The sequence below is a fragment of the Rosenbergiella epipactidis genome (assembly GCF_018494055.1).
Classification (GTDB): Bacteria; Pseudomonadota; Gammaproteobacteria; order Enterobacterales; family Enterobacteriaceae; genus Rosenbergiella; species Rosenbergiella epipactidis.
This window is the reverse complement of sequence record NZ_JABBFQ010000004.1, coordinates 52,683-71,534: the sequence shown is the minus strand read 5'-3', so window position 1 is coordinate 71,534 and position 18,852 is coordinate 52,683. Positions and strand designations below refer to the sequence as shown.

Below are 18,852 nucleotides of genomic sequence, written 5' to 3'. Positions count from 1 at the left end.
AGGCGTTAGGATTTATCGATCCTTTCCCCACTGACCGATGAACGGACTACAGAACAGGGGGGCTCTTGACGATAGCAATTATCATCGCAACGCACGGACGAGCAGCCGCTGAAGACAACGGAAATGTTATTAGGTGAACAAGACAATGTTGGCTTTATCGATTTTATTCCCGGCGAAAATACGGAGACATTGATTGATAAATACAACAGCCAGCTATTACGTCTTGCGACCACACAGGGCGTGATCTTTCTTACCGATACTTGGGGAGGAAGCCCGTTCAATGCTGCTACCCGCTTAGCCAGTGAGCATCCCGATTATAGGGTGTTGGCCGGCGTCAATATTCCCATGTTAATTGAAACCTTAATGGCCCGCGATGACGATCCTAGCCTTGAACAGCTGGTCGACATTGGTTTGGAAGCCGGAAGAGAGGGGGTTAAAGCCTATCAACATCCCGCATCATTCGCCGCCAAACCGTCATCTGCGATGCCCGCGCCTCCGGTCAGCTCGCCCATACCGTCACAGCACGGCGTGATGCAATTTGGCTTAGTACGAATCGACGATCGACTCATTCACGGTCAAGTCGCCACGCGCTGGACTAAGGAGACGGGGGTCTCACGAATTATCGTTGTGAGCGATGCGGTGGCGGCCGATGACGTCCGTAAAACATTGCTAAAACAGGTTGCTCTTCCGGGTGTCACGGCGCATGTCGTGGATATCGCTAAGATGCTACGTGTCTATGTGAATCCCAAATATGCCGGTGAACGTGTCATGTTGTTATTTACCAATCCTACGGACGTATTACGCGTTGTCGAAGGTGGGGTAAAGATTGACTCGGTCAACATTGGCGGTATTGCGTATCGAGAAGGTAAAACCATGGTGACTAATGCCGTTTCTGTCGATCAGCAGGATATCGACGCATTTCATCAACTGGCTGCCAAGGGCATCGAGCTTGAGGTGCGTGAAGTCTCTTCCGATACCCGAGTAGGGATGATGGATTTACTTAAAAAACGTTGAATATAAGGCGTTACGGCACATTAGCCTTAGGGGTAATTATAGAGGAGAAGCTCAATGGAGATTAGCACGCTTCAGATCGTACTGGTATTTATCGTTGCTTGTATTGCTGGAATGGAATCCATACTCGATGAGTTCCAATTTCATCGTCCGCTGGTGGCCTGTATGCTTATAGGTCTCGTGTTAGGAGATATTAAGTCGGGTATCATCATTGGCGGGACGCTAGAGATGATTGCCTTAGGTTGGATGAATATCGGGGCAGCGGTTGCGCCCGATGCGGCCCTTGCCTCCATTATATCGACGATTTTGGTTATTGCGGGTCAACAGAGTATTGGTGCAGGCATCGCCTTGGCTATTCCTTTGGCCGCAGCAGGCCAGGTCTTTACCATTATCGTCCGTACCCTGACAGTGGGCTTTCAACATGCGGCTGACCGTGCGGCAAATAAAGGCCAGTTAACCTCGCTCTCTTGGATTCATATCTCGGCGCTCTTTCTACAAGCCATGCGGATTGCGATCCCCGCTTTGATTGTCGCCATCTCTGTAGGGACCAGCGAAGTCCAGTTGTTATTAAGTAAAATCCCGGAAGTGGTGACGAATGGGCTGAATATTGCCGGAGGGATGATCGTGGTGGTCGGTTACGCCATGGTCATTAATATGATGCGAGCCGGTTATCTCATGCCGTTCTTCTACCTAGGCTTTGTGACGGCAGCCTTTACTAATTTTAACCTAGTGGCCTTGGGGGTAGGTAATAGGTGCGGTGATGGCGATACTCTATATCCAACTTAGCCCTAAATATAATCGTTCAGTAGCCACTTCCCCTGCCACGTCGCAGGACATCGATAACGAATTGGATTAGGGGTAAAGATATGGTCGAAAACACTCAGCAAACTGAAAAAAAACTGACGAAAAGTGATATTCGCGGCGTCTTTATACGTTCTAATTTATTTCAAGGTTCGTGGAATTTCGAACGGATGCAAGCCCTAGGATTTTGTTTCTCAATGATCCCGGCGATAAAACGGCTTTATCCTGAAAATAATGATGCTCGGCGCCAAGCGATTAAACGCCACCTTGAGTTCTTTAACACCCATCCTTATGTCGCCGCACCGATTTTAGGGGTCACCCTCGCGATGGAAGAACAGCGAGCCAATGGCGCACCGATTGATGATGGGGCAATTAATGGAATTAAAGTGGGGCTAATGGGCCCTTTAGCTGGAGTGGGCGATCCCATCTACTGGGGAACGGTTCGCCCAGTTTTTGCCGCATTAGGAGCAGGAATTGCCATGAGTGGTAGCCTTCTCGGCCCAATACTGTTTTTTGTCCTGTTCAATGCGGTGCGTTTACTCACCCGATATTATGGGATTGCCTATGGGTATCAAAAAGGCATTGATATCGTGAAGGATATGGGAGGCGGTTTCCTACAAAAATTGACGGAAGGCGCATCGATCCTCGGCTTATTTGTATTAGGTGCGTTGGTGAATAAGTGGACGCATGTCAATATACCCTTGGTGGTGTCAAGAGTGCCTGACGCCGCGGGCGGCGAAACTGTCACCACAGTACAAAATATTCTCGATCAACTTATGCCGGGGCTGGTTCCTCTCCTCCTCACCTTCGGCTGTATGTGGTTGTTACGCCATAAAGTGAATGCGCTATGGATTATCATGGGGTTCTTTATTATCGGTATTCTTGGCTATTGGTCTGGATTACTGGGCGTTTAAGGTATTGCCTCAGCGGAAAGCTGAGGCAAAGTTTGGGGAGGCATTATGGCACTGCAGACAGTTATTCTCGGTATTATCGTGATCCTCTGTTTAGCCTTAGCGGTCTATAGCGAGTGGCTAAGACCGTTGCGGTATCCGCTGACGCAATGGACCATCCCATTACGTCGATTATCACGTAAAGATTGGGGAATAGTCACTGTGCTGCTGCTGGTGGTATTTATTCAGCAGCGGTTGCGTGCAGAGGGCTATCTGAATAGCGGATTACTGTTAGGGTTGATTTTGCTGACGCTTTGGTATGGCTGGATACGCCAGCCCATCGCGCGGGTCAGCGCTGAGGGGATAGTGATTAATGGACAATTTATTCGGTGGGCCCACATTAAGCGTTACCACCTTACCGCAGAAGGAGCGTTAATTCTGACACTGGCACAGCAGAAGGTCACACTCTGCGCCCAACACGCCGATGATTTGCAACGTCTTTATCAGCATATTATTGCGCAGCCTAATCAATAACCTTCACTAAGGATCACACTAGGTAAGATTTTTCCCCGCAATCACCTCAATACTCTCACTTAATTGCTGTATGACTCGCTGTGCAGCACGGGACAATTGACGAGAAGGCGCAACACATAATGCTAGGGTGAGTGGTGACGTCGGATTATTGTGCAGCGGAATAAAGGCCAAGTTATTCTGCTCTACATCATACTGAACATCGATTCGGCTAAGCATCGCAACGCCACTGTTTTTCATTAGAAAGCGGCGAATCAAGGCAATATCGTTACAGACTATCGCATTTTCTATGGATAATGCCGCCCGCTGATACAGTGCGAGGACCCTACCATGTACCACAAGATCTTCACCCGGCAAGATATGCCGCTGCGCATGCAGATCACTGACCCGTAATGTCTTTTCATTAGCCAACGGATGCTGAGGCGAGAGGGCGACCCCGACCTCTAACTCACAAAAACTTCTCACCTCTAAACCGGCCACTTCGCCAGGATCGAGTAGTAGCCCAACATCCAGATTCGCTGCACGAAGCTGCTCGCCGATCGCTTGGCTGCTATCGATCACAATCTCTAACGTCAGTGAGGGGTATTGCTCGACTAAGCGTGCCAAACAGTCGGCAATCTCCCCTTGGTTAAGGGCTTGCACCAAACCGATCTTAACCTTACCTCGTTGTAAGCCTTGAATTTCATCGAATCGTTGCCGAGTAACCTCGAATTCCCGTTGCCAGCGCAGTAGGTCGGCATAAAGCAGTTCGCCCGCGGTGGTCATCCTTAGGCCTTCGGCCAACCGCTCGAACAGCGGCGTGCCTAACGATTCCTCTGCCTGCAAAATCTGCCGATTAATGGCCGAGGCAGAGATATGTAACTGCTCAGCGGCCTTACGCAGACTGCCATGACGCACCACGGCGAGATAATAGAGGGCAAAGCGTGAAAATGGACTCATGATTACTGTTCTCTTTTTTGCAACACTGGTCTGAATTCTTGCTGATGGATTAGAACAGTTAAAAGGTTTATCACTAATTGCATAACAAAAACAGCTTTACGTACGAGTAAGGAATTGATTATGAGCAAAGTCACCCCTCCCGCACACTGTACTTTCGAGCCAGACGATTGGCTGAAACTGGCCGCCCAATGGCATCCGGTCGCGCGAGCGATGGATATTGCTGGTGCACCCGTCAAAGCGGTTCTCCTCGACGAACAGCTGGTGCTATACCGTATTGGCGGAGAGGTGGTCGCGGCACGAGATGTCTGTCCTCATCGCGGGGTTCCCTTAACCTTGGGCTTTCATGATGAAGCAGGTATCGTCTGCCCCTATCACGGCCTGCGCTTCGGCGAGGGGGGAAAGTGTAATCGTATCCCATCGAGTCCCGGTCAGCCCATTCCGGCCAAACTTAACCTCTCGACCTTTGCGGTGGAAGAGCGTTATGGCCTGATCTGGGTCTGCCTAGCGCCAGATAGCGAGCGGCCGGCTAAACTGCCCGTGATGCCTCACTGGCAAACGGCGGGTTTTCAGCAGATCAACTGCCCAGGCTTCGAGGTCAATGGCTTTGCCGGTCGACAAGTCGAAGGCTTCCTCGATGTTGCCCATTTCGCCTGGATCCATACCGAGACCTTTGCCGACGCCAATAACCAACAGGTCCCTGACTATCAAGCGGTAGAACGAGAATACGGTTTCGAGGCCGATTACTGGAGTACCGTTGGTAATTATCCGGCCAGTAGCGAGTTTCGTGCGCCTGAAGGGTTTAAGTGGTTGCGCCATTTCGAAATGCATCTGCCTTTCACCGCCACCTTGACCATTCACTTCCCGGGTGAGGCCCGATTAGTGATTATGAATGCGGCTTCGCCAGTATCGGCGCGTAAAACGCGAATGTTTGCGCCGATAGCGCGTAATTTTGATCTCGATATTCCGGTAGAAGATGTCTATGCCTTTAACCAGCGCGTCTTTGAAGAAGATCGGCTGATGGTGGAAACCCAGATGCCAGAACGTCTGCCTCTCGATCTCAGTCTAGAGGCGCATATTCCTGCCGACCGTAGCTCCATCGCTTATCGCCGTGGACTAAAAAAGATGGGCTTTGGTGACTTCTTCTTAGTATGAGGTGTGAAATGGAACAGTTATCGGTCATCGTAGAGAGTCTGTGTTTGCAGGGAACGGGTAACTTAGCCGTCAGCTTTGTACCGGACACAGCGAATACCTTATTACCTGCATGGGAGGCGGGGGCACATATCGATGTGCACCTTGCTCCCGGACTGATTCGCCAATATTCATTGACCGGATCTTGCAACGATCGCCGGCGCTACGAGATTTGTGTGGCCCATGACGCGGCCTCTCGGGGGGGATCGCGTTATGTGCATCAACAATTACGGCCCGGCGATCGCCTCACCCTCTCTGCGCCACGTAATCTCTTCGCACTGCAGCCCGCGCAGCGAGTACTGCTAATCGCTGCGGGAATCGGTATTACCCCCCTCTATGCGATGGCCCTACAATTGGAGCAGCAAGGTATTGCCTTCAGCCTACACTACTATTGTCGCCATGCTCAGCAGGCTGCTTACCAATCGGTATTGTCTGCACCTTGGCAATATGGGAAATGTCATCTGTGGTTAAGCGAGGAGGGTAACAGTCCTCGACACCATCAGCCCGCTGAATTGGCGCAGCCAGATACCGACACATTGATCTATCTCTGTGGCCCTGAAGCTTTTATGCAGCATCAACGAGAATCCGCGCGGGCTTTAGGCTGGGCTGACGAGGCAATCTATACCGAAGCCTTTAAACCGCCAGTGGCTAGCCGTGAGGTGGGAGATGACGAGACGTTTATCATTACTCTGGCATCGACTGGCCAACAATGGCCAGTGAGTGCACAGCAAACCATCGCCCAAGTCTTGGAAGAGCAAGGCGTATCAATACCGCTTTCCTGCGAAATGGGCATGTGTGGGGCCTGTTTAACCAATGTTATTTCGGGAGAAGTTGACCATCGCGATACGGTACAGAGTGAGCAAGAGAAGAGTGGAGCGCAGCAGCAGGTGGCCCTGTGCTGTTCACGCAGTCGCAGTGAAGTGTTGGTCTTGGATCTTTGACAGGGCAGGTCCTATCCAAGGATAGGACCCAGACCCTATCGACTAGGGTGAAATATCGTTTTTCAGATCTTCTGCACTTTCTTTGGTTTTATCCCAGCCTTTCTCGGCACCTTGCTTAGTGCTGTGCCAGGCTTTTTGCGAGCCTTCAGAAATTTTACTGCCGGTGGAGTTCGCTTTCCCCTCAGCGGCATGCTTCGCTTTAAGTTTCTGCTGTGCGCCAGTATTTTGCGCTTGATGCAGTTTCTCTTTAGCGGTATCCGCCCCTTTATGTGCAGTGGCTAATGTCTCTTCACTTGCCTGCGTCGCAGCAAAGGCGCCAAAAGAAAGGGTCAAGGCTGAAGCAAGAATCACTATTTTTTTCATTCTCATTCTCCATAAGGGATATATCGTTTTTAATTATAGTTCAGACATCATCTCGTGTGGTGCACTAATGATAAAAAGAGATTACTCTGACCGGCTTGCCAAGCCTTCATTCGGCCGATGTGCGTTTTTGCCAACCGATCTCAATAGCGCAACGGCACTTTTTCTCTTCAGTAGAGCATTAAAGGCTTTTAACATTTTACACCTCGACCTTTTACGGAAGAAAGGAACCAAAAGAGATGGAAAATCTTCTTTCAATCTGAAAATTAACGAGTTAGGCAATTTGTTTTCGCAGAAAATAAATAATGCAGGCATACTATCGGCCTAAAAAAATTAAATATATTAATTATTCGACCCCAAATACAGGAAATCAGGTAATGAAGATTGCTATTGCTGGCACTGGTTATGTTGGACTTTCGAACGGCCTCTTACTTGCACAACATAATGAAGTGGTGGCGTTGGATATAGATCAGCAGAAGGTTGAAAAATTAAATAATAAACAATCGCCGATTGTCGATAAAGAAATTGAGTTTTACCTCGCAAATAAGCCGCTCAATTTTACCGCGACCACCGATAAACATTTTGCTTATCAGGATGCTGACTACGTCATTGTGGCGACACCTACCGATTACGATGTGGAGTCCAGCTACTTCAATACGCACAGTGTCGAATCGGTCATCAACGACGTCTTAGCCATCAATCCGCAGGCGACCATTATCATTAAATCTACCATTCCGGTAGGATTTACCCGCGCGCTAAAAGATAAATTAGGCGTTGAAAATATTATTTTCTCACCCGAGTTTTTACGTGAAGGTAAGGCCCTGTACGATAATTTACACCCTTCGCGCATCGTGGTTGGCAGCCAAAGCGCAGAGGCTAAGAAATTTGCACAGTTATTAGCGGATGGGGCAGAGAAGCAAGATATTCCAGTACTCTTCACCGATGACACTGAAGCGGAAGCAATTAAACTCTTCGCTAACACTTATCTTGCCCTACGTATCGCCTATTTTAATGAGTTGGATAGCTATGCTGAACACCATGGCTTGGATGCTCGCCAAATCATTGAAGGGGTAAGTCACGACCCACGTATTGGTAATCACTACAATAATCCATCCTTCGGTTACGGTGGTTACTGCCTACCGAAAGACACCAAACAGCTTCGTGCAAACTACGAACAGGTGCCTAACAATATTATCAATGCGATTGTCGATGCCAACCGTACCCGTAAAGATTTTATTGCTGAAAGTATTCTGAAAAAGCAGCCGAAACGCGTGGGAATTTATCGTTTGGTGATGAAAGCAGGATCCGATAACTTCCGTGCTTCCGCCGTCCAAGGCATTATGAAACGCCTTAAAGCTAAGGGCATCGAGGTTATGGTTTACGAACCGGTATTAAATGAAGAAACCTTCTTTAACTCACCGGTTACCCATGATCTGCAACAGTTAACACAGCAGTGCGATATCATCATTGCAAACCGTCTGGTTGAAGCGTTGCAGGATGTTCGGGATAAAGTTTATACCCGTGATCTGTTTGGCAACGACTGATTTTTAAGACGAAAAAAGGCTGACTTTTGTCAGCCTTTTTTATTTTGTACGGTACAATACACGCTGTTAATGAATTGAACCCATCACAGGGAAGAAAAATGAGAATAGCGGTTACGGGCGGGGCGGGGTTTATCGGCTCTGAAGTTGTCAGGCAAATTATTGAACAGACTGAACATCAGGTGTTAGTCATTGACGCCTTAAGTTATGCAGGTAATCTCCAATCGCTGGCGCCAGTCAGTTCCCATCCCCGCTATCGTTTTAGTCATACTTCCGTGTGTGACCGGCAGGCACTCAGCCAGCTATTCACTGAGTTCCAGCCTCAGGTGGTGATGCATCTTGCTGCAGAAAGCCACGTCGATCGGTCCATATCCGGACCCGATAACTTTATGGAAGCGAACATTATCGGTACCTTCCAGCTGTTAGAGGCTACGCGCGCTTATTACCAGCAACTGCCTGCCGCGGAACAAGCCCTATTTCGCTTTCACCATATCTCAACCGATGAAGTTTTTGGTGATTTAGCTGAGACTAATGACTTTTTTACTGAACAAACGCCTTATGCGCCGAGCAGCCCTTACTCCGCCTCGAAAGCTGCAAGCGATCATTTAGTGCGTGCATGGCATCGTACCTACCAGCTGCCAATCGTTGTAACCAATTGCTCGAACAATTATGGTCCTTATCAGTTCCCGGAAAAACTTATCCCACTGGTCATCCTCAATGCCTTACAGGGCAAGCCCCTGCCTATTTATGGCAAGGGGGAACAGATCCGCGATTGGTTATATGTGGCCGATCATGCCAGAGCATTATTGCGCGTGGCGTTTGAGGGGGAAATTGGTGAAACCTATAACATCGGTGGGCATAATGAAAAACGTAATATCGATGTGGTCAACACTATCTGTCAAATTTTAGATGAACGTTTCTCAACCAAACCGCAAGGGTTGACGAGTTTCTCGCAACTTATCCAATTTGTGACCGACCGCCCTGGCCATGATAAGCGCTATGCCATCGATGCCAGTAAAATTGCTCAGCAACTCGGTTGGCAGCCACTGGAAACCTTTGAATCCGGATTACGAAAAACGGTTGAATGGTATCTGGACAATCAGAGCTGGTGGCAGGCGGTGCAGGACGGTAGCTATGCAGTGATCGATACCCCCTCTTATCAACAACAAGGCGATAAGTCATGAAAGGAATTGTACTTGCGGGTGGCTCCGGCACACGTCTTTACCCGATCACTCAAGGGATTTCCAAACAGTTACTCCCTGTTTACGATAAACCGATGATCTACTACCCGCTGTCGGTATTAATGATCGCAGGGATCCGCGATATCCTGATCATCACAACACTCGACGATTTGACCTCATTTCAACGTTTGTTGGGGGATGGGCAACAGTTTGGTTTACGTTTGACTTATGAAGTGCAGCCGAAACCAGAAGGACTCGCGCAAGCTTTTCTTATTGGTGAGGATTTTATAGCCGGTGAGGATTGCGCGCTGGTACTGGGGGATAACGTCTTTTTCGGGCAAGGATTTGGCAGTAAGTTGGTATCGGTTGCTGAAAATTTATCCGGTGCGACGGTTTTCGGCTATCAAGTTCGTGACCCTGAGCGCTATGGGGTGGTGGAATTTGATCAACAGTTTAAAGCGCTTTCTCTAGAAGAAAAGCCGACGCTGCCACGATCTAACTGGGCGGTCACCGGTCTCTATTTTTATGATCACCAAGTCACCGAGATGGCCAGACAGGTTAAACCTTCTTCACGGGGTGAATTAGAAATTACGGCGATTAACCAGATGTATTTGGAAAAAGGCCAGTTAAATGTCGAAAGACTCGGCCGAGGGTTTGCGTGGTTAGATACTGGAACACACGAAAGTTTACTCGATGCCTCTCAGTTTATTCATACGATTGAAGAACGCCAAGGTTTCAAGGTCGCGTGTTTGGAGGAAATCGCTTACCGTCAGGGGTGGCTGAGCCGAGAACAGGTATTGGCGCAAAGCCAACGTCTAGCTAAAACACGTTACGGCGAATACCTGGCGACAGTGATTGAGCTAATATAATGATATAGAAGGGGCGATAGTTTTGCCTCTTCTATTTATCGGATTATAAATCTATCACTGTGTTGAGAGTGATAAGGTTTGAATAATATCTATCCTTTTTCGTATCCAGATAGCAGTTTACGGCATAACTATCTTTATAGGTTTTTTAATAAAAACAAATCCTCTCTAGAAATAATCCCAGTTATAAATTCCCAACTTAGCCTAAAAATTCTGATGGTAAAACCAATAATAGATCCTTTTATCACGTTTTACGGATTATTACTGAAAGAACAATCTATATTCTTAATAAGCAAATAGTGAAGCTAATAACCGCTTTCTCTTTATTGTGATAAAGCACAAGGAACAGGAGTAAAGTTTCTATTTTCGATAAATAGCCCTGTATTTATATCGTGCGACCTTGTTATCGTGATGCTGAATCGATGAAGTGATGTAGTAAACAATAAAACGTGTAACAGGATGGTTACGCGCTCAACACGAAAGGGAATCTCGTGGCCTATCACTCAATTTATCCCCGCTACCGATTAATCGTGGCATTAGGTCTACTCTGTGCGCCAGTTCAGAGTGAAGCCTCTTCTTATCCATTGCAGCCCGATGCGCTGCATCTAGGGCAGCAGGTATCGAGTTTTTCACCCCCTGACGATGACCAGCAACGTATTCATCAGCAAGCCCAGCAGCGGGCGTTAGAACAGCGCTTAGCACCAGAACAACAGACCGTTCATCTCAAGCTGCCCACTTCCCAGCCTCTGCCCACAGGCTTTCCGCAAGAAACGCCCTGTTTTCCGGTCGATCAAGTCACCCTTAAGGGGATAGAGGCTTTACCGAGCTGGCTGACTTTACAGCCACTCGCCAATACGGCGGTAGGGCACTGCTTAGGAGGAGAAGGGATTAATCTTCTTATGCGTCGCCTGCAGAATCGGCTGATGCAGCATGGCTATGTGACTACGCGCGTACTCGCTCCAGAGCAGGATCTGACCGAACGGCATCTTCAGCTAATGATCGTGGCGGGTAAGCTTGGTCTGCTAACGCGCACCACGCAATCCGCTCAAGGCGTCTCCCTTAGCAGCGCCTTTCCGCTGCACGCGGGTAGTCTGCTCGATCTTCGCGCCTTGGAGCAGGGATTAGAAAATCTACAGCGTCTGCCGACCGTGCAAGCGAATATGGAGATCGTGCCCACCGAACGGCCAGGGCAGAGCGATGTTATCGTGACGTGGCAGCAGTCGCGTAAGTGGCGGTTCGGACTGTCCCTCGATGACTCAGGAACGCGTAGCACGGGTCGCTATCAGGGCGGAACTACACTCTATCTCGATAACCCCCTGACACTGAGCGACAGTCTTTACCTTTACGCTGGCAGATCCTTGTTACCCGGTGCAGGGAAGGGGACGCATAACTATACCGGACAGTATTCGCTGCCTTATGGCTACTGGCTGGTCAGCGTGACAGGCAGTTATAACGACTACACGCAGACCATTGCGGGGCTAAATGCTGATTACCGTTATCGTGGTCAAAGCCAGCAGGTTGCGTTGCAACTGGGGCGGGTTATTCATCGCGGGGCCGATCATAAAACTCGCTTGACGGCAGAGATCGCACTGCGTGAAGCCAAGAATTTTATCGATGATACGACTATTGATGCCCAGCATCGTAAAACTACCTCATGGAAAGCGACGCTGCAACATCAACAGTTCATCCATCGTGCCATACTGAATCTTGGTATCAGTTACCAGCAGGGAACGCGGTGGTTTGGCGCATTGGCGGCCAGCGAAGAGGCCTTTGACGACGGGACGGCACTCAGCCGTATCGTTCAGCTTACTGCCGACCTGACTGTCCCCTTTACTCTCGCCAACCAGCCGTTCCGCTACCAGCTGCTGTATCAACAGCAATTTACCGCAACCAAGTTGACCCCCTCCGAGCAATTCTCGCTGGGCAGCCGCTGGACGGTGCGTGGTTTTAATGGCGAGCGCTCACTTAGCGCTGACCGTGGGCTATTGGTTCGTAACGAATGGAGTTGGACCACGCCCCTTAGCGGACAGCAGCTCTATCTGGGCGTCGACTATGGAACGCTTAGCGGGCGACGCACCTCCCCGCAATTGGGACGTTCTCTCGCCGGCGGGGTGGTAGGGGTTCGAGGACAGCTCTGGTCGACTGGCTACGATACCTTTATCGGCACGCCACTATTGGCCCCAAAAGGGTTTATGCCGGATCGTTTTACCCTCGGCTTCACGGTGAATTGGCACTATTAAGGATTCAAGGATGAATAAACATTGCTATCGTATAGTCTATAACCACGCCCGCGGGATGGCGATGGTCGTCGCCGATATTACTGTCTCGGCTTCTGCGCTCACCGCACCCTGCGCCGCGCCGCCCCTTATCCCCTCTTCGAAGGCTTTTAGCCTGACTCGGTTAAGCCTAGGAACCCTATTCGCCCTAGGTGCTATCTGCTTGCCGGTACAGGCCAAGGTGGTTGCCGATCCGCAGGCAGCAGGTCACCAGCAGGCGACTGTCTTGCAGACGGCAAACGGTATCGAGCAGATCAATATTCAAGCGCCGAGCCGCGCTGGCGTATCACATAACAAGTATAGCCAATTCGATATTGAGCATCGTGGGGCGATTATCAATAATGGCCGTACCACCAGTCAGACCCAGCTCGCCGGGCAGGTCGCCGCCAACCCGTGGCTGGCCAAGGGGGAGGCAAAAGTTATTCTTAACGAGGTGAATAGCCGCGATCCTTCGCTGCTCAATGGCATGTTGGAGGTTGCAGGCCGTCAAGCCGATATCATCATCGCCAACCCCGCAGGGATCACCTGCGATGGCTGCGGCTTTATCAATGCTAACCGAACCACCCTCACTACGGGTCAAGCGCACCTCACGCAGGGGCAACTCAGTCATTTTGCCGTACAGCAGGGGACGATCCGTATCGAGGGTAAGGGGATGGATAGCTCGCGCCAAGATAGCACCGAGCTGCTGGCCCGAGCGGTAAAAATTAACGCCTCCCTGCAGGCAAAAGCGCTATCGATCACTACCGGGCAGAACAGGATTGATGCCGACAACGGCGCGCTAACCGTCCAGACGGATCAGCAGAGCGAACGCCCACAGTTTGCCTTGGATGTCTCTGCACTCGGCGGTATGTATGCCAATAAGATTATGCTGCGCGGTACCGAGGCAGGCGTTGGGGTGCGTAATGCCGGAACGATTGGCGCGGCGGCGGGCGATGTGGTGATCACCAGCCAAGGCAGGCTTACCCACAGTGGTCATCTGCAAGCTAGCCAACATATCCAACTCACCTCGGCGGGCGAGCTCTCGAGCAGTGGCACCCTCGCTGCTGGGGTGCAGCGTGACGGGCAAGCCAGCCCAAGCGGTGATCTACAGCTGCGCAGCGCAAAGGCCATTACGCTTAGCGGCCATCAATCTGCCACGGGGCAGGTGGCGGTTAAGGCGAGCGCCATCACGGCCACGAGCAGCCAGACGCAGGCCCATAGCGTCGAGTTTGTCGCCACGCAAGGCGATATCGAGACACAACAGGCTGTGGTGATGGCACAGCACATCAGCGTAGATAGCGCCGGACAGCTGATTAATGACCAGGGACATCTAAATGGAGAAACGCTATCGATTCGGGCAAGGCGGCTTTCTAATCGTTCCGGCACGCTGCAGCAGCGCGGTGAACAGGCCTTAACCTTGTCCCACCGCGAGGGCATCGATAATCATCAAGGTCGTATCATCACTCATAGCCAGCATCTCGCCTTGGATGGCTCGCAGCTTATCAATACTCAAGGACAAATCAGTGGGACGGCGGTTGCGATCACTACCGCTTCGTCGAGCCTTGATAATCAGCAGGGCGTGATCCACGCCAGTAAAGATCTCAGTCTGATCAGCCAAGGGGTCAACAACGACCAAGGGCTGATCCAAGCCGGTGATGCACTGACCATTGCCGCACAACAGGGCGGGATCAGTAACCGAGAAACGTCGCAGAGTGGCGGCATTATCAGTCAGGGACGGTTAACGCTTAGCGGCGGTGACTTGGCTAACCAACAAGGCGTTATCGCCTCGCGCCAGGCGGCACAGCTCACCCTAGCGGCCTTGGATAATCAGACGGGTACGCTGGTCAGCGGCGGCGATCTTATTGTTCACACTCGCGGTGTGAACAATACCCAGGGGCGGGTCCAAGCGGATCACAACCTAGCTCTCACCACCTCGCAGGCCACCCTCGATAACACCCAAGGCGAACTACTGGCCGGTAAGGGGCTTTCCCTCGACAGTGGTAGGCTAAACAATCATCGAGGACGGATCGCCAGTAAGGCGGATATCGCCATCCAGACCACAGGTCAAGAATTCGATAATACCGCGGGGCAGTTAGCAGCAGGTAACCGTCTGCAACTCGACGCTGGGCAATTGACCAATCACCAAGGGTCGATCCAAGCCTTCGGCGATGCAAAGCTAAGTGTTACGGGACAGCTTGACAATAGTCAGGGATGGCTGCGCAGCGGCCAAGCGATGACGCTGACGGCGGCAGCTCTTACTAATCGTGGCGAGAAGCCTGGTCAACAGGGCATTGAAGGACAGTCGGTCACGCTGCATAGCCAGAGTCTTGATAATTCGGGGGGCGCAGTACGTAGTCAAGGCGACTTAGTCCTGAGGATCGATAAAGACCTGACTAACCACTCGGGACTGCTCAGTGCTGGGCAGCAGCTGTTAGTGCAGGGGACGTCAGACACGATAGTCGATAATCAGGTGGGAACCTTAGTCGCCGACCAGTATTTAGCGATCGACGCTGGGGCGCTGAGCGGGGTGGGCGAGCTGCTCTCTCACTGTGCAATGCAGCTTAGCTTCGATAAGCGCTTTCTCCATCGTGGGCGGATACTCGCCAAGGGGGACATTGCTGCATCGTTTCAACAAGGTCTCGATAACCAAGGGCTATTGAGCGCGGGCGGCTTGATGACCCTGCGCCTGCCTACGCTGACCAATCAGCACAACGGTGAGATCAACGCCCGTCAAACCACTATTCAGGTACAAAATACCCTGCTTAATCAGGGGCTGATTGATGGCGGGGAGACACTTATCCACGCGGGACAGCTCGATAATCTCGCGGGAGGGCGACTCTATGGTGACCACTTGGCGATAGAGACTCAGCGCTTTACTCAGCGCCAAGAGGCTGGCCTATCGCCGATTACTGCGGCCCGTCAGCACTTATCGATCGCCACACAGAGCCTGAATAATCTTGCAAACAGTATTATTTTTAGCGCCGGGGAGTTAGTGGTCGGGGCTAAGCTTGATGCGCAACGGCGTGCACAGGGTCAAGCCGCAGAATTACGTAACACCAGTGCCACCCTCGAGGCATTAGGGGCAATGACACTCAATAGCCAGCTTATTACTAATCATAACGAGACCTTAACCACGGCCTTAGTCGAGGTAGAAAATGCGACATACCATGAGGCGGCACTCAGTGGCTCTGCACAGCGTTATGATTGGCAGGAGGTTGATACCCGCTATAAAAATAAGTACGGAGTCCATACGGCAAAAATGCCGGACGGCACACAGGGTGAGGATTTTTACGAGTATCACTATCAGCGTACCGTACTGGAAACACAGATCGTAAAAAGTGACCCCGGAAAAATCATTGCGGGGGGCGATTTAACGCTCAACAGTCAACAGGTGACCAATCAAGACAGTATCGTGATCGCGGGCGGAAAATTACTGGGAGTTATCGGTTCGCTGAACAATCTCGTGACCTGGGGGGAGCGGATCACCACCGATATTGGCACGGTCACCCGTTGGTATGCGAAGAAAAAGGATAGACCTATCGGCGGCACCGTCACCAGTCAAGGCAAGCGCACGAACGGTTACGTCCCTCAGCCCACCACAACGACGATCGATTTTCAGCAGCTGCGTTGGCAAGAATACCGCAGCGGGCAGGGCACTGGACAGACAATGGCGGGGCGAACCTCGCAGGTGGTGACCACCGAGGTGGCGGCCGCAAGCGCCCTCGATAGCAATAGCCTGCAACAGCCTGATGCCCATCAGGCGATTAACCGCGTCGTAAGCGAAACAGGGAAGGTGATTCAGTTTGTACCAGCGAACGTGGCGATACCGGATAATGCCCTCTATCAGCTACGGCCAGCGACTGATGTACCGTTCTTAATTGAAACCGACCCCCGCTTTACCCAGTCAGCACAGTTTCTCAGCAGTGACCGGGTATTCGATCAACTCTCATGGACGGAAGGACGACTAACTAAGCGGTTGGGCGACGGCTTTTATGAGCAAGCCTTGGTACGTGAACAGATAACAGCCTTAACCGGAAGCCGTTTTTTACAAGGATTTGATAACGATGAGCAGCAATACCGCGCGTTACTGGATGCCGGGGTCGCCTTCGCTCAACGCTTTCACCTCACCCCGGGGATTGCCTTAACCGCCGAGCAGATGGCGCAACTGACCAGCGATATGGTGTGGCTGGTTCAGCAAGAGGTCACTCTCGCCGATGGCTCCCGGCATAAGGTGTTAGTGCCTCAAGTCTACGCACAGGTCCAAAGCGGCGATGTGACTCGCCAAGGTGGGTTACTCTCTGCTCAGCAGACGCAATTACAGCTCACTGGCGATCTGGTGAATAGTGGTACTCTGGTTGGTCGCGAATCAGTACAGATCAAGGCTGAAAATATTACCCATCGCGGCGATCTCCTTGGTCGTGAGGTAGCATTGACGGCGATGCGCGATATCACTCAGCTGGGAGGACGACTGCAAGCCGAGCAGAGTCTCTCGCTGTCAGCAGGACGGAATATCACCAGTCAAACGGTGATGGCGGAAGAGGGGGAACATCGCTGGCGTGATCGTCCGGCCTCCATTTTTGTGCAGAACGACGGTGGGAGCTTAAGGTTACATGCACAGAACGACCTCATCTTGGCAGGCAGTTTGGTCGAAAATAGGGGTAAAGGTAGCCATACTCAGTTATCGGCGGGCAATGATCTGCAACTGACAACCGTGACGGCCACAAGCCACGAGTCGCTAAATTGGGGGAAAGGCAACGATCGACGCATTACCCAGACGAGCGAGTTGGGGAGCCATATCGAGGGGAAGGGACAGATAACCTTACTCGCGGGACGCGATATCAGCCTGCAGGCGGCGAAGGTGAGTGCGGGGGATGCCCTAAGTCTGACGGCGGGGCGTGATCTCACGCTGAAAAGTGGTCAGTCGCAACAGTGGGTGACAGAAAATAGTCAGCAACGTAGCGCCGGGTGGTTATCCAGTAAAACGCAGACGCGCCATGATAGCGTCTCGACGACACAGGCATTAAGCAGTGCAGTGGAAGGAGAGCAGGTCTACCTGCAGGCGCGGCATGATCTGAGCTTAGTCGGCAGTCGTGCCATTGGCTCGCAGCAGGTGGTTGTACAAGCCGGTAATGACCTGAGCTTGACCCAGGCAGAGAACAGTCGCCAAGAGGTCCATCGTTACGAACAAAAACGCAAGGGCCTATCGGGCACCGGCGGAATTGGGTTCAGTTATGGTCAACAGACCCAACGCCTAACGGATGAAGGTCGTTCGGTAAGCCATCTTGGCAGCTTAGTGGGCAGCAGCGAAGGCAGCGTGACGATGACGGCAGGGTCGGGGCTGACCCTGAGCGGCGCCGAACTGTTGGCAAAACGCGATATCCATTTGGCTGCCAAAGAGGTAACAATCGCGGCCAGCGAACAGCACAGCAGCCAGAGCCACTTTTCAGAGCAAAAAAGCAGTGGCTTCACCTTGGCACTCTCCGGTAGCGTTGGGGCGTTAGTCAATCAAGCCATTAGCCAAGCGACCTCCGCAAGCGAGGAGGACTCAGGGCGTTTAGCGGCCTTAAAAGGCGTACAGTCAGCCTTGACCGGAGTCCAAGCTTACCAAGCGGTACAGGCTAACGGATTGAGTTCGGAGCCTGCGGGGACCATGGTGGGGATTAACCTCTCTTGGGGAAGCCAATCATCGACCTCAACCCAGACTCACGCAACGCAGCAACATCAAGCCAGCCAACTGAAAGCAGGCAATAATATTACGATTACCGCCGATGACGGCGATATCCGCCTGCTGGGAAGCCGCGTCCAAGCGGGGCAGGATATCAGCCTTAAGGCGACAGGCGATGTGGTGCTGGAGTCAGTGACAGATCGCCAGCAAGTCAGCGGAAAAAATAGCAGTCAGGGGGGCTCTTTAGGTATTGGGGTTAACTTTGGCAGTGGAGCCAAAGGGATTTCTGTCAGTGCCAGTCTTAATACGGCGAAAGGCCGCGAGAAGGGGAATACCCTTTCCCATAGTGAAACGACCCTTGATGCCGGGGAAAAGCTGAGTATCGTCAGTGGTAGGGATACCCATCTCACCGGCGCGCAGGTAAGCGGTAAGACGGTTGAGATGACAGTAGGGCGTCACCTTACCCTGACCAGCGAGCAAGATACCGATGATTACGCCTCGATGCAGACCAGTGCCAGCGTAGGGGGGAGCGCAAGTATGGGCGGTGGCTCTCTCTCGCTCAACCTCTCGCGCGATAAAATCGACAATACTTATGCCTCGGTATAGGAGCAAACAGGGATTTTTGCCGGACAGGGCGGATTTAAGATTGAGGTCGGTCAGCACACCCAACTACAGGGGGCGGT

11 protein-coding genes and 2 pseudogenes are annotated in these 18,852 nt (G+C 51.5%); 11 read left to right on the top strand and 2 right to left on the bottom strand.

From position 1 onward, the window contains the following. The first annotated feature begins 65 nt into the window (after positions 1-65). The 4 genes and pseudogenes from manX to HGT71_RS08340 all read left to right on the top strand — a co-directional run bounded on the left by manX (position 66) and on the right by HGT71_RS08340 (position 3,236). Positions 66-1,014: pseudogene (manX, locus tag HGT71_RS08355) on the top strand (PTS mannose transporter subunit IIAB). 54 nt (positions 1,015-1,068) lie between these two features. Next, positions 1,069-1,867, top strand: a pseudogene (locus tag HGT71_RS08350) (PTS mannose/fructose/sorbose transporter subunit IIC). A 10-nt stretch (positions 1,868-1,877) separates the two neighbouring features. Continuing rightward, the gene (locus tag HGT71_RS08345) at positions 1,878-2,726 is read left to right on the top strand and encodes a PTS mannose transporter subunit IID (RefSeq protein WP_214217383.1); all 849 of its coding nucleotides are present in this window, start codon (positions 1,878-1,880) and stop codon (positions 2,724-2,726) included. Between the two features lie 45 nt (positions 2,727-2,771). Continuing rightward, on the top strand, positions 2,772-3,236 hold the full coding sequence (locus tag HGT71_RS08340; protein WP_214217382.1) for a DUF986 family protein: 465 nt from the start codon (positions 2,772-2,774) through the stop codon (positions 3,234-3,236). An 18-nt stretch (positions 3,237-3,254) separates the two neighbouring features. On the opposite strand, the gene HGT71_RS08335 is transcribed toward HGT71_RS08340, so the two are convergent. After that, a complete protein-coding gene (locus tag HGT71_RS08335; RefSeq protein ID WP_214217381.1) occupies positions 3,255-4,172 on the bottom strand; it encodes a LysR family transcriptional regulator in 918 nt (305 codons plus the stop codon). Between the two features lie 120 nt (positions 4,173-4,292). Between HGT71_RS08335 and hpxD the strand changes: the two genes are divergently transcribed. Further along, entirely contained in the window at positions 4,293-5,324 is a 1,032-nt protein-coding gene (gene hpxD / locus HGT71_RS08330) for a molybdenum cofactor-independent xanthine hydroxylase subunit HpxD (protein ID WP_214217380.1), read from the top strand. 8 nt (positions 5,325-5,332) lie between these two features. Then, a complete protein-coding gene (locus HGT71_RS08325) occupies positions 5,333-6,301 on the top strand; it encodes a PDR/VanB family oxidoreductase (RefSeq protein ID WP_241597160.1) in 969 nt (322 codons plus the stop codon). Between the two features lie 42 nt (positions 6,302-6,343). On the opposite strand, the gene HGT71_RS08320 is transcribed toward HGT71_RS08325, so the two are convergent. Continuing rightward, positions 6,344-6,664, bottom strand: a complete 321-nt coding sequence (locus tag HGT71_RS08320; RefSeq protein WP_214217378.1) for a hypothetical protein — start codon at positions 6,662-6,664, stop codon at positions 6,344-6,346. Positions 6,665-7,038: 374 nt separating this feature from the next. On the opposite strand from HGT71_RS08320, the gene HGT71_RS08315 reads away from it, so the two are divergent. The 5 genes from HGT71_RS08315 (at position 7,039) to HGT71_RS15815 (ending at position 18,775) form a co-directional block, all read left to right on the top strand. Further along, the gene (locus HGT71_RS08315) at positions 7,039-8,205 is read left to right on the top strand and encodes a nucleotide sugar dehydrogenase (RefSeq protein WP_214217377.1); all 1,167 of its coding nucleotides are present in this window, start codon (positions 7,039-7,041) and stop codon (positions 8,203-8,205) included. A 98-nt stretch (positions 8,206-8,303) separates the two neighbouring features. Further along, positions 8,304-9,386 carry a dTDP-glucose 4,6-dehydratase gene (gene rfbB, locus HGT71_RS08310; RefSeq protein WP_214217376.1) on the top strand — a complete coding sequence of 361 codons (1,083 nt, stop codon included), beginning with the start codon at positions 8,304-8,306 and terminating at the stop codon, positions 9,384-9,386. Further along, a complete protein-coding gene (gene rfbA, locus HGT71_RS08305) occupies positions 9,383-10,252 on the top strand; it encodes a glucose-1-phosphate thymidylyltransferase RfbA (protein WP_214217375.1) in 870 nt (289 codons plus the stop codon). The genes rfbB and rfbA overlap by 4 nt, the downstream gene beginning before the upstream one ends. A gap of 488 nt (positions 10,253-10,740) precedes the next feature. Continuing rightward, positions 10,741-12,489 carry a ShlB/FhaC/HecB family hemolysin secretion/activation protein gene (locus HGT71_RS08300; RefSeq protein WP_241597154.1) on the top strand — a complete coding sequence of 583 codons (1,749 nt, stop codon included), beginning with the start codon at positions 10,741-10,743 and terminating at the stop codon, positions 12,487-12,489. 10 nt (positions 12,490-12,499) lie between these two features. Then, on the top strand, positions 12,500-18,775 hold the full coding sequence (locus tag HGT71_RS15815) for a two-partner secretion domain-containing protein (RefSeq protein ID WP_244986461.1): 6,276 nt from the start codon (positions 12,500-12,502) through the stop codon (positions 18,773-18,775). Positions 18,776-18,852 lie beyond the last annotated feature (77 nt).

What these genes read in the sequence shown, in the direction of transcription:
- rfbA (WP_214217375.1), top strand. Translation starts at nt 9,383, where the DNA reads ATGAAAGGAATTGTACTTGCGGGTGGCTCCGGCACACGTCTTTACCCG.
- HGT71_RS08325 (WP_241597160.1), top strand. Translation starts at nt 5,333, where the DNA reads ATGGAACAGTTATCGGTCATCGTAGAGAGTCTGTGTTTGCAGGGAACG.
- HGT71_RS15815 (WP_244986461.1), top strand. Translation starts at nt 12,500, where the DNA reads ATGAATAAACATTGCTATCGTATAGTCTATAACCACGCCCGCGGGATG.
- HGT71_RS08320 (WP_214217378.1), bottom strand. Translation starts at nt 6,664, where the DNA reads ATGAAAAAAATAGTGATTCTTGCTTCAGCCTTGACCCTTTCTTTTGGC.
- rfbB (WP_214217376.1), top strand. Translation starts at nt 8,304, where the DNA reads ATGAGAATAGCGGTTACGGGCGGGGCGGGGTTTATCGGCTCTGAAGTT.
- HGT71_RS08340 (WP_214217382.1), top strand. Translation starts at nt 2,772, where the DNA reads ATGGCACTGCAGACAGTTATTCTCGGTATTATCGTGATCCTCTGTTTA.
- HGT71_RS08335 (WP_214217381.1), bottom strand. Translation starts at nt 4,172, where the DNA reads ATGAGTCCATTTTCACGCTTTGCCCTCTATTATCTCGCCGTGGTGCGT.
- HGT71_RS08315 (WP_214217377.1), top strand. Translation starts at nt 7,039, where the DNA reads ATGAAGATTGCTATTGCTGGCACTGGTTATGTTGGACTTTCGAACGGC.
- hpxD (WP_214217380.1), top strand. Translation starts at nt 4,293, where the DNA reads ATGAGCAAAGTCACCCCTCCCGCACACTGTACTTTCGAGCCAGACGAT.
- HGT71_RS08345 (WP_214217383.1), top strand. Translation starts at nt 1,878, where the DNA reads ATGGTCGAAAACACTCAGCAAACTGAAAAAAAACTGACGAAAAGTGAT.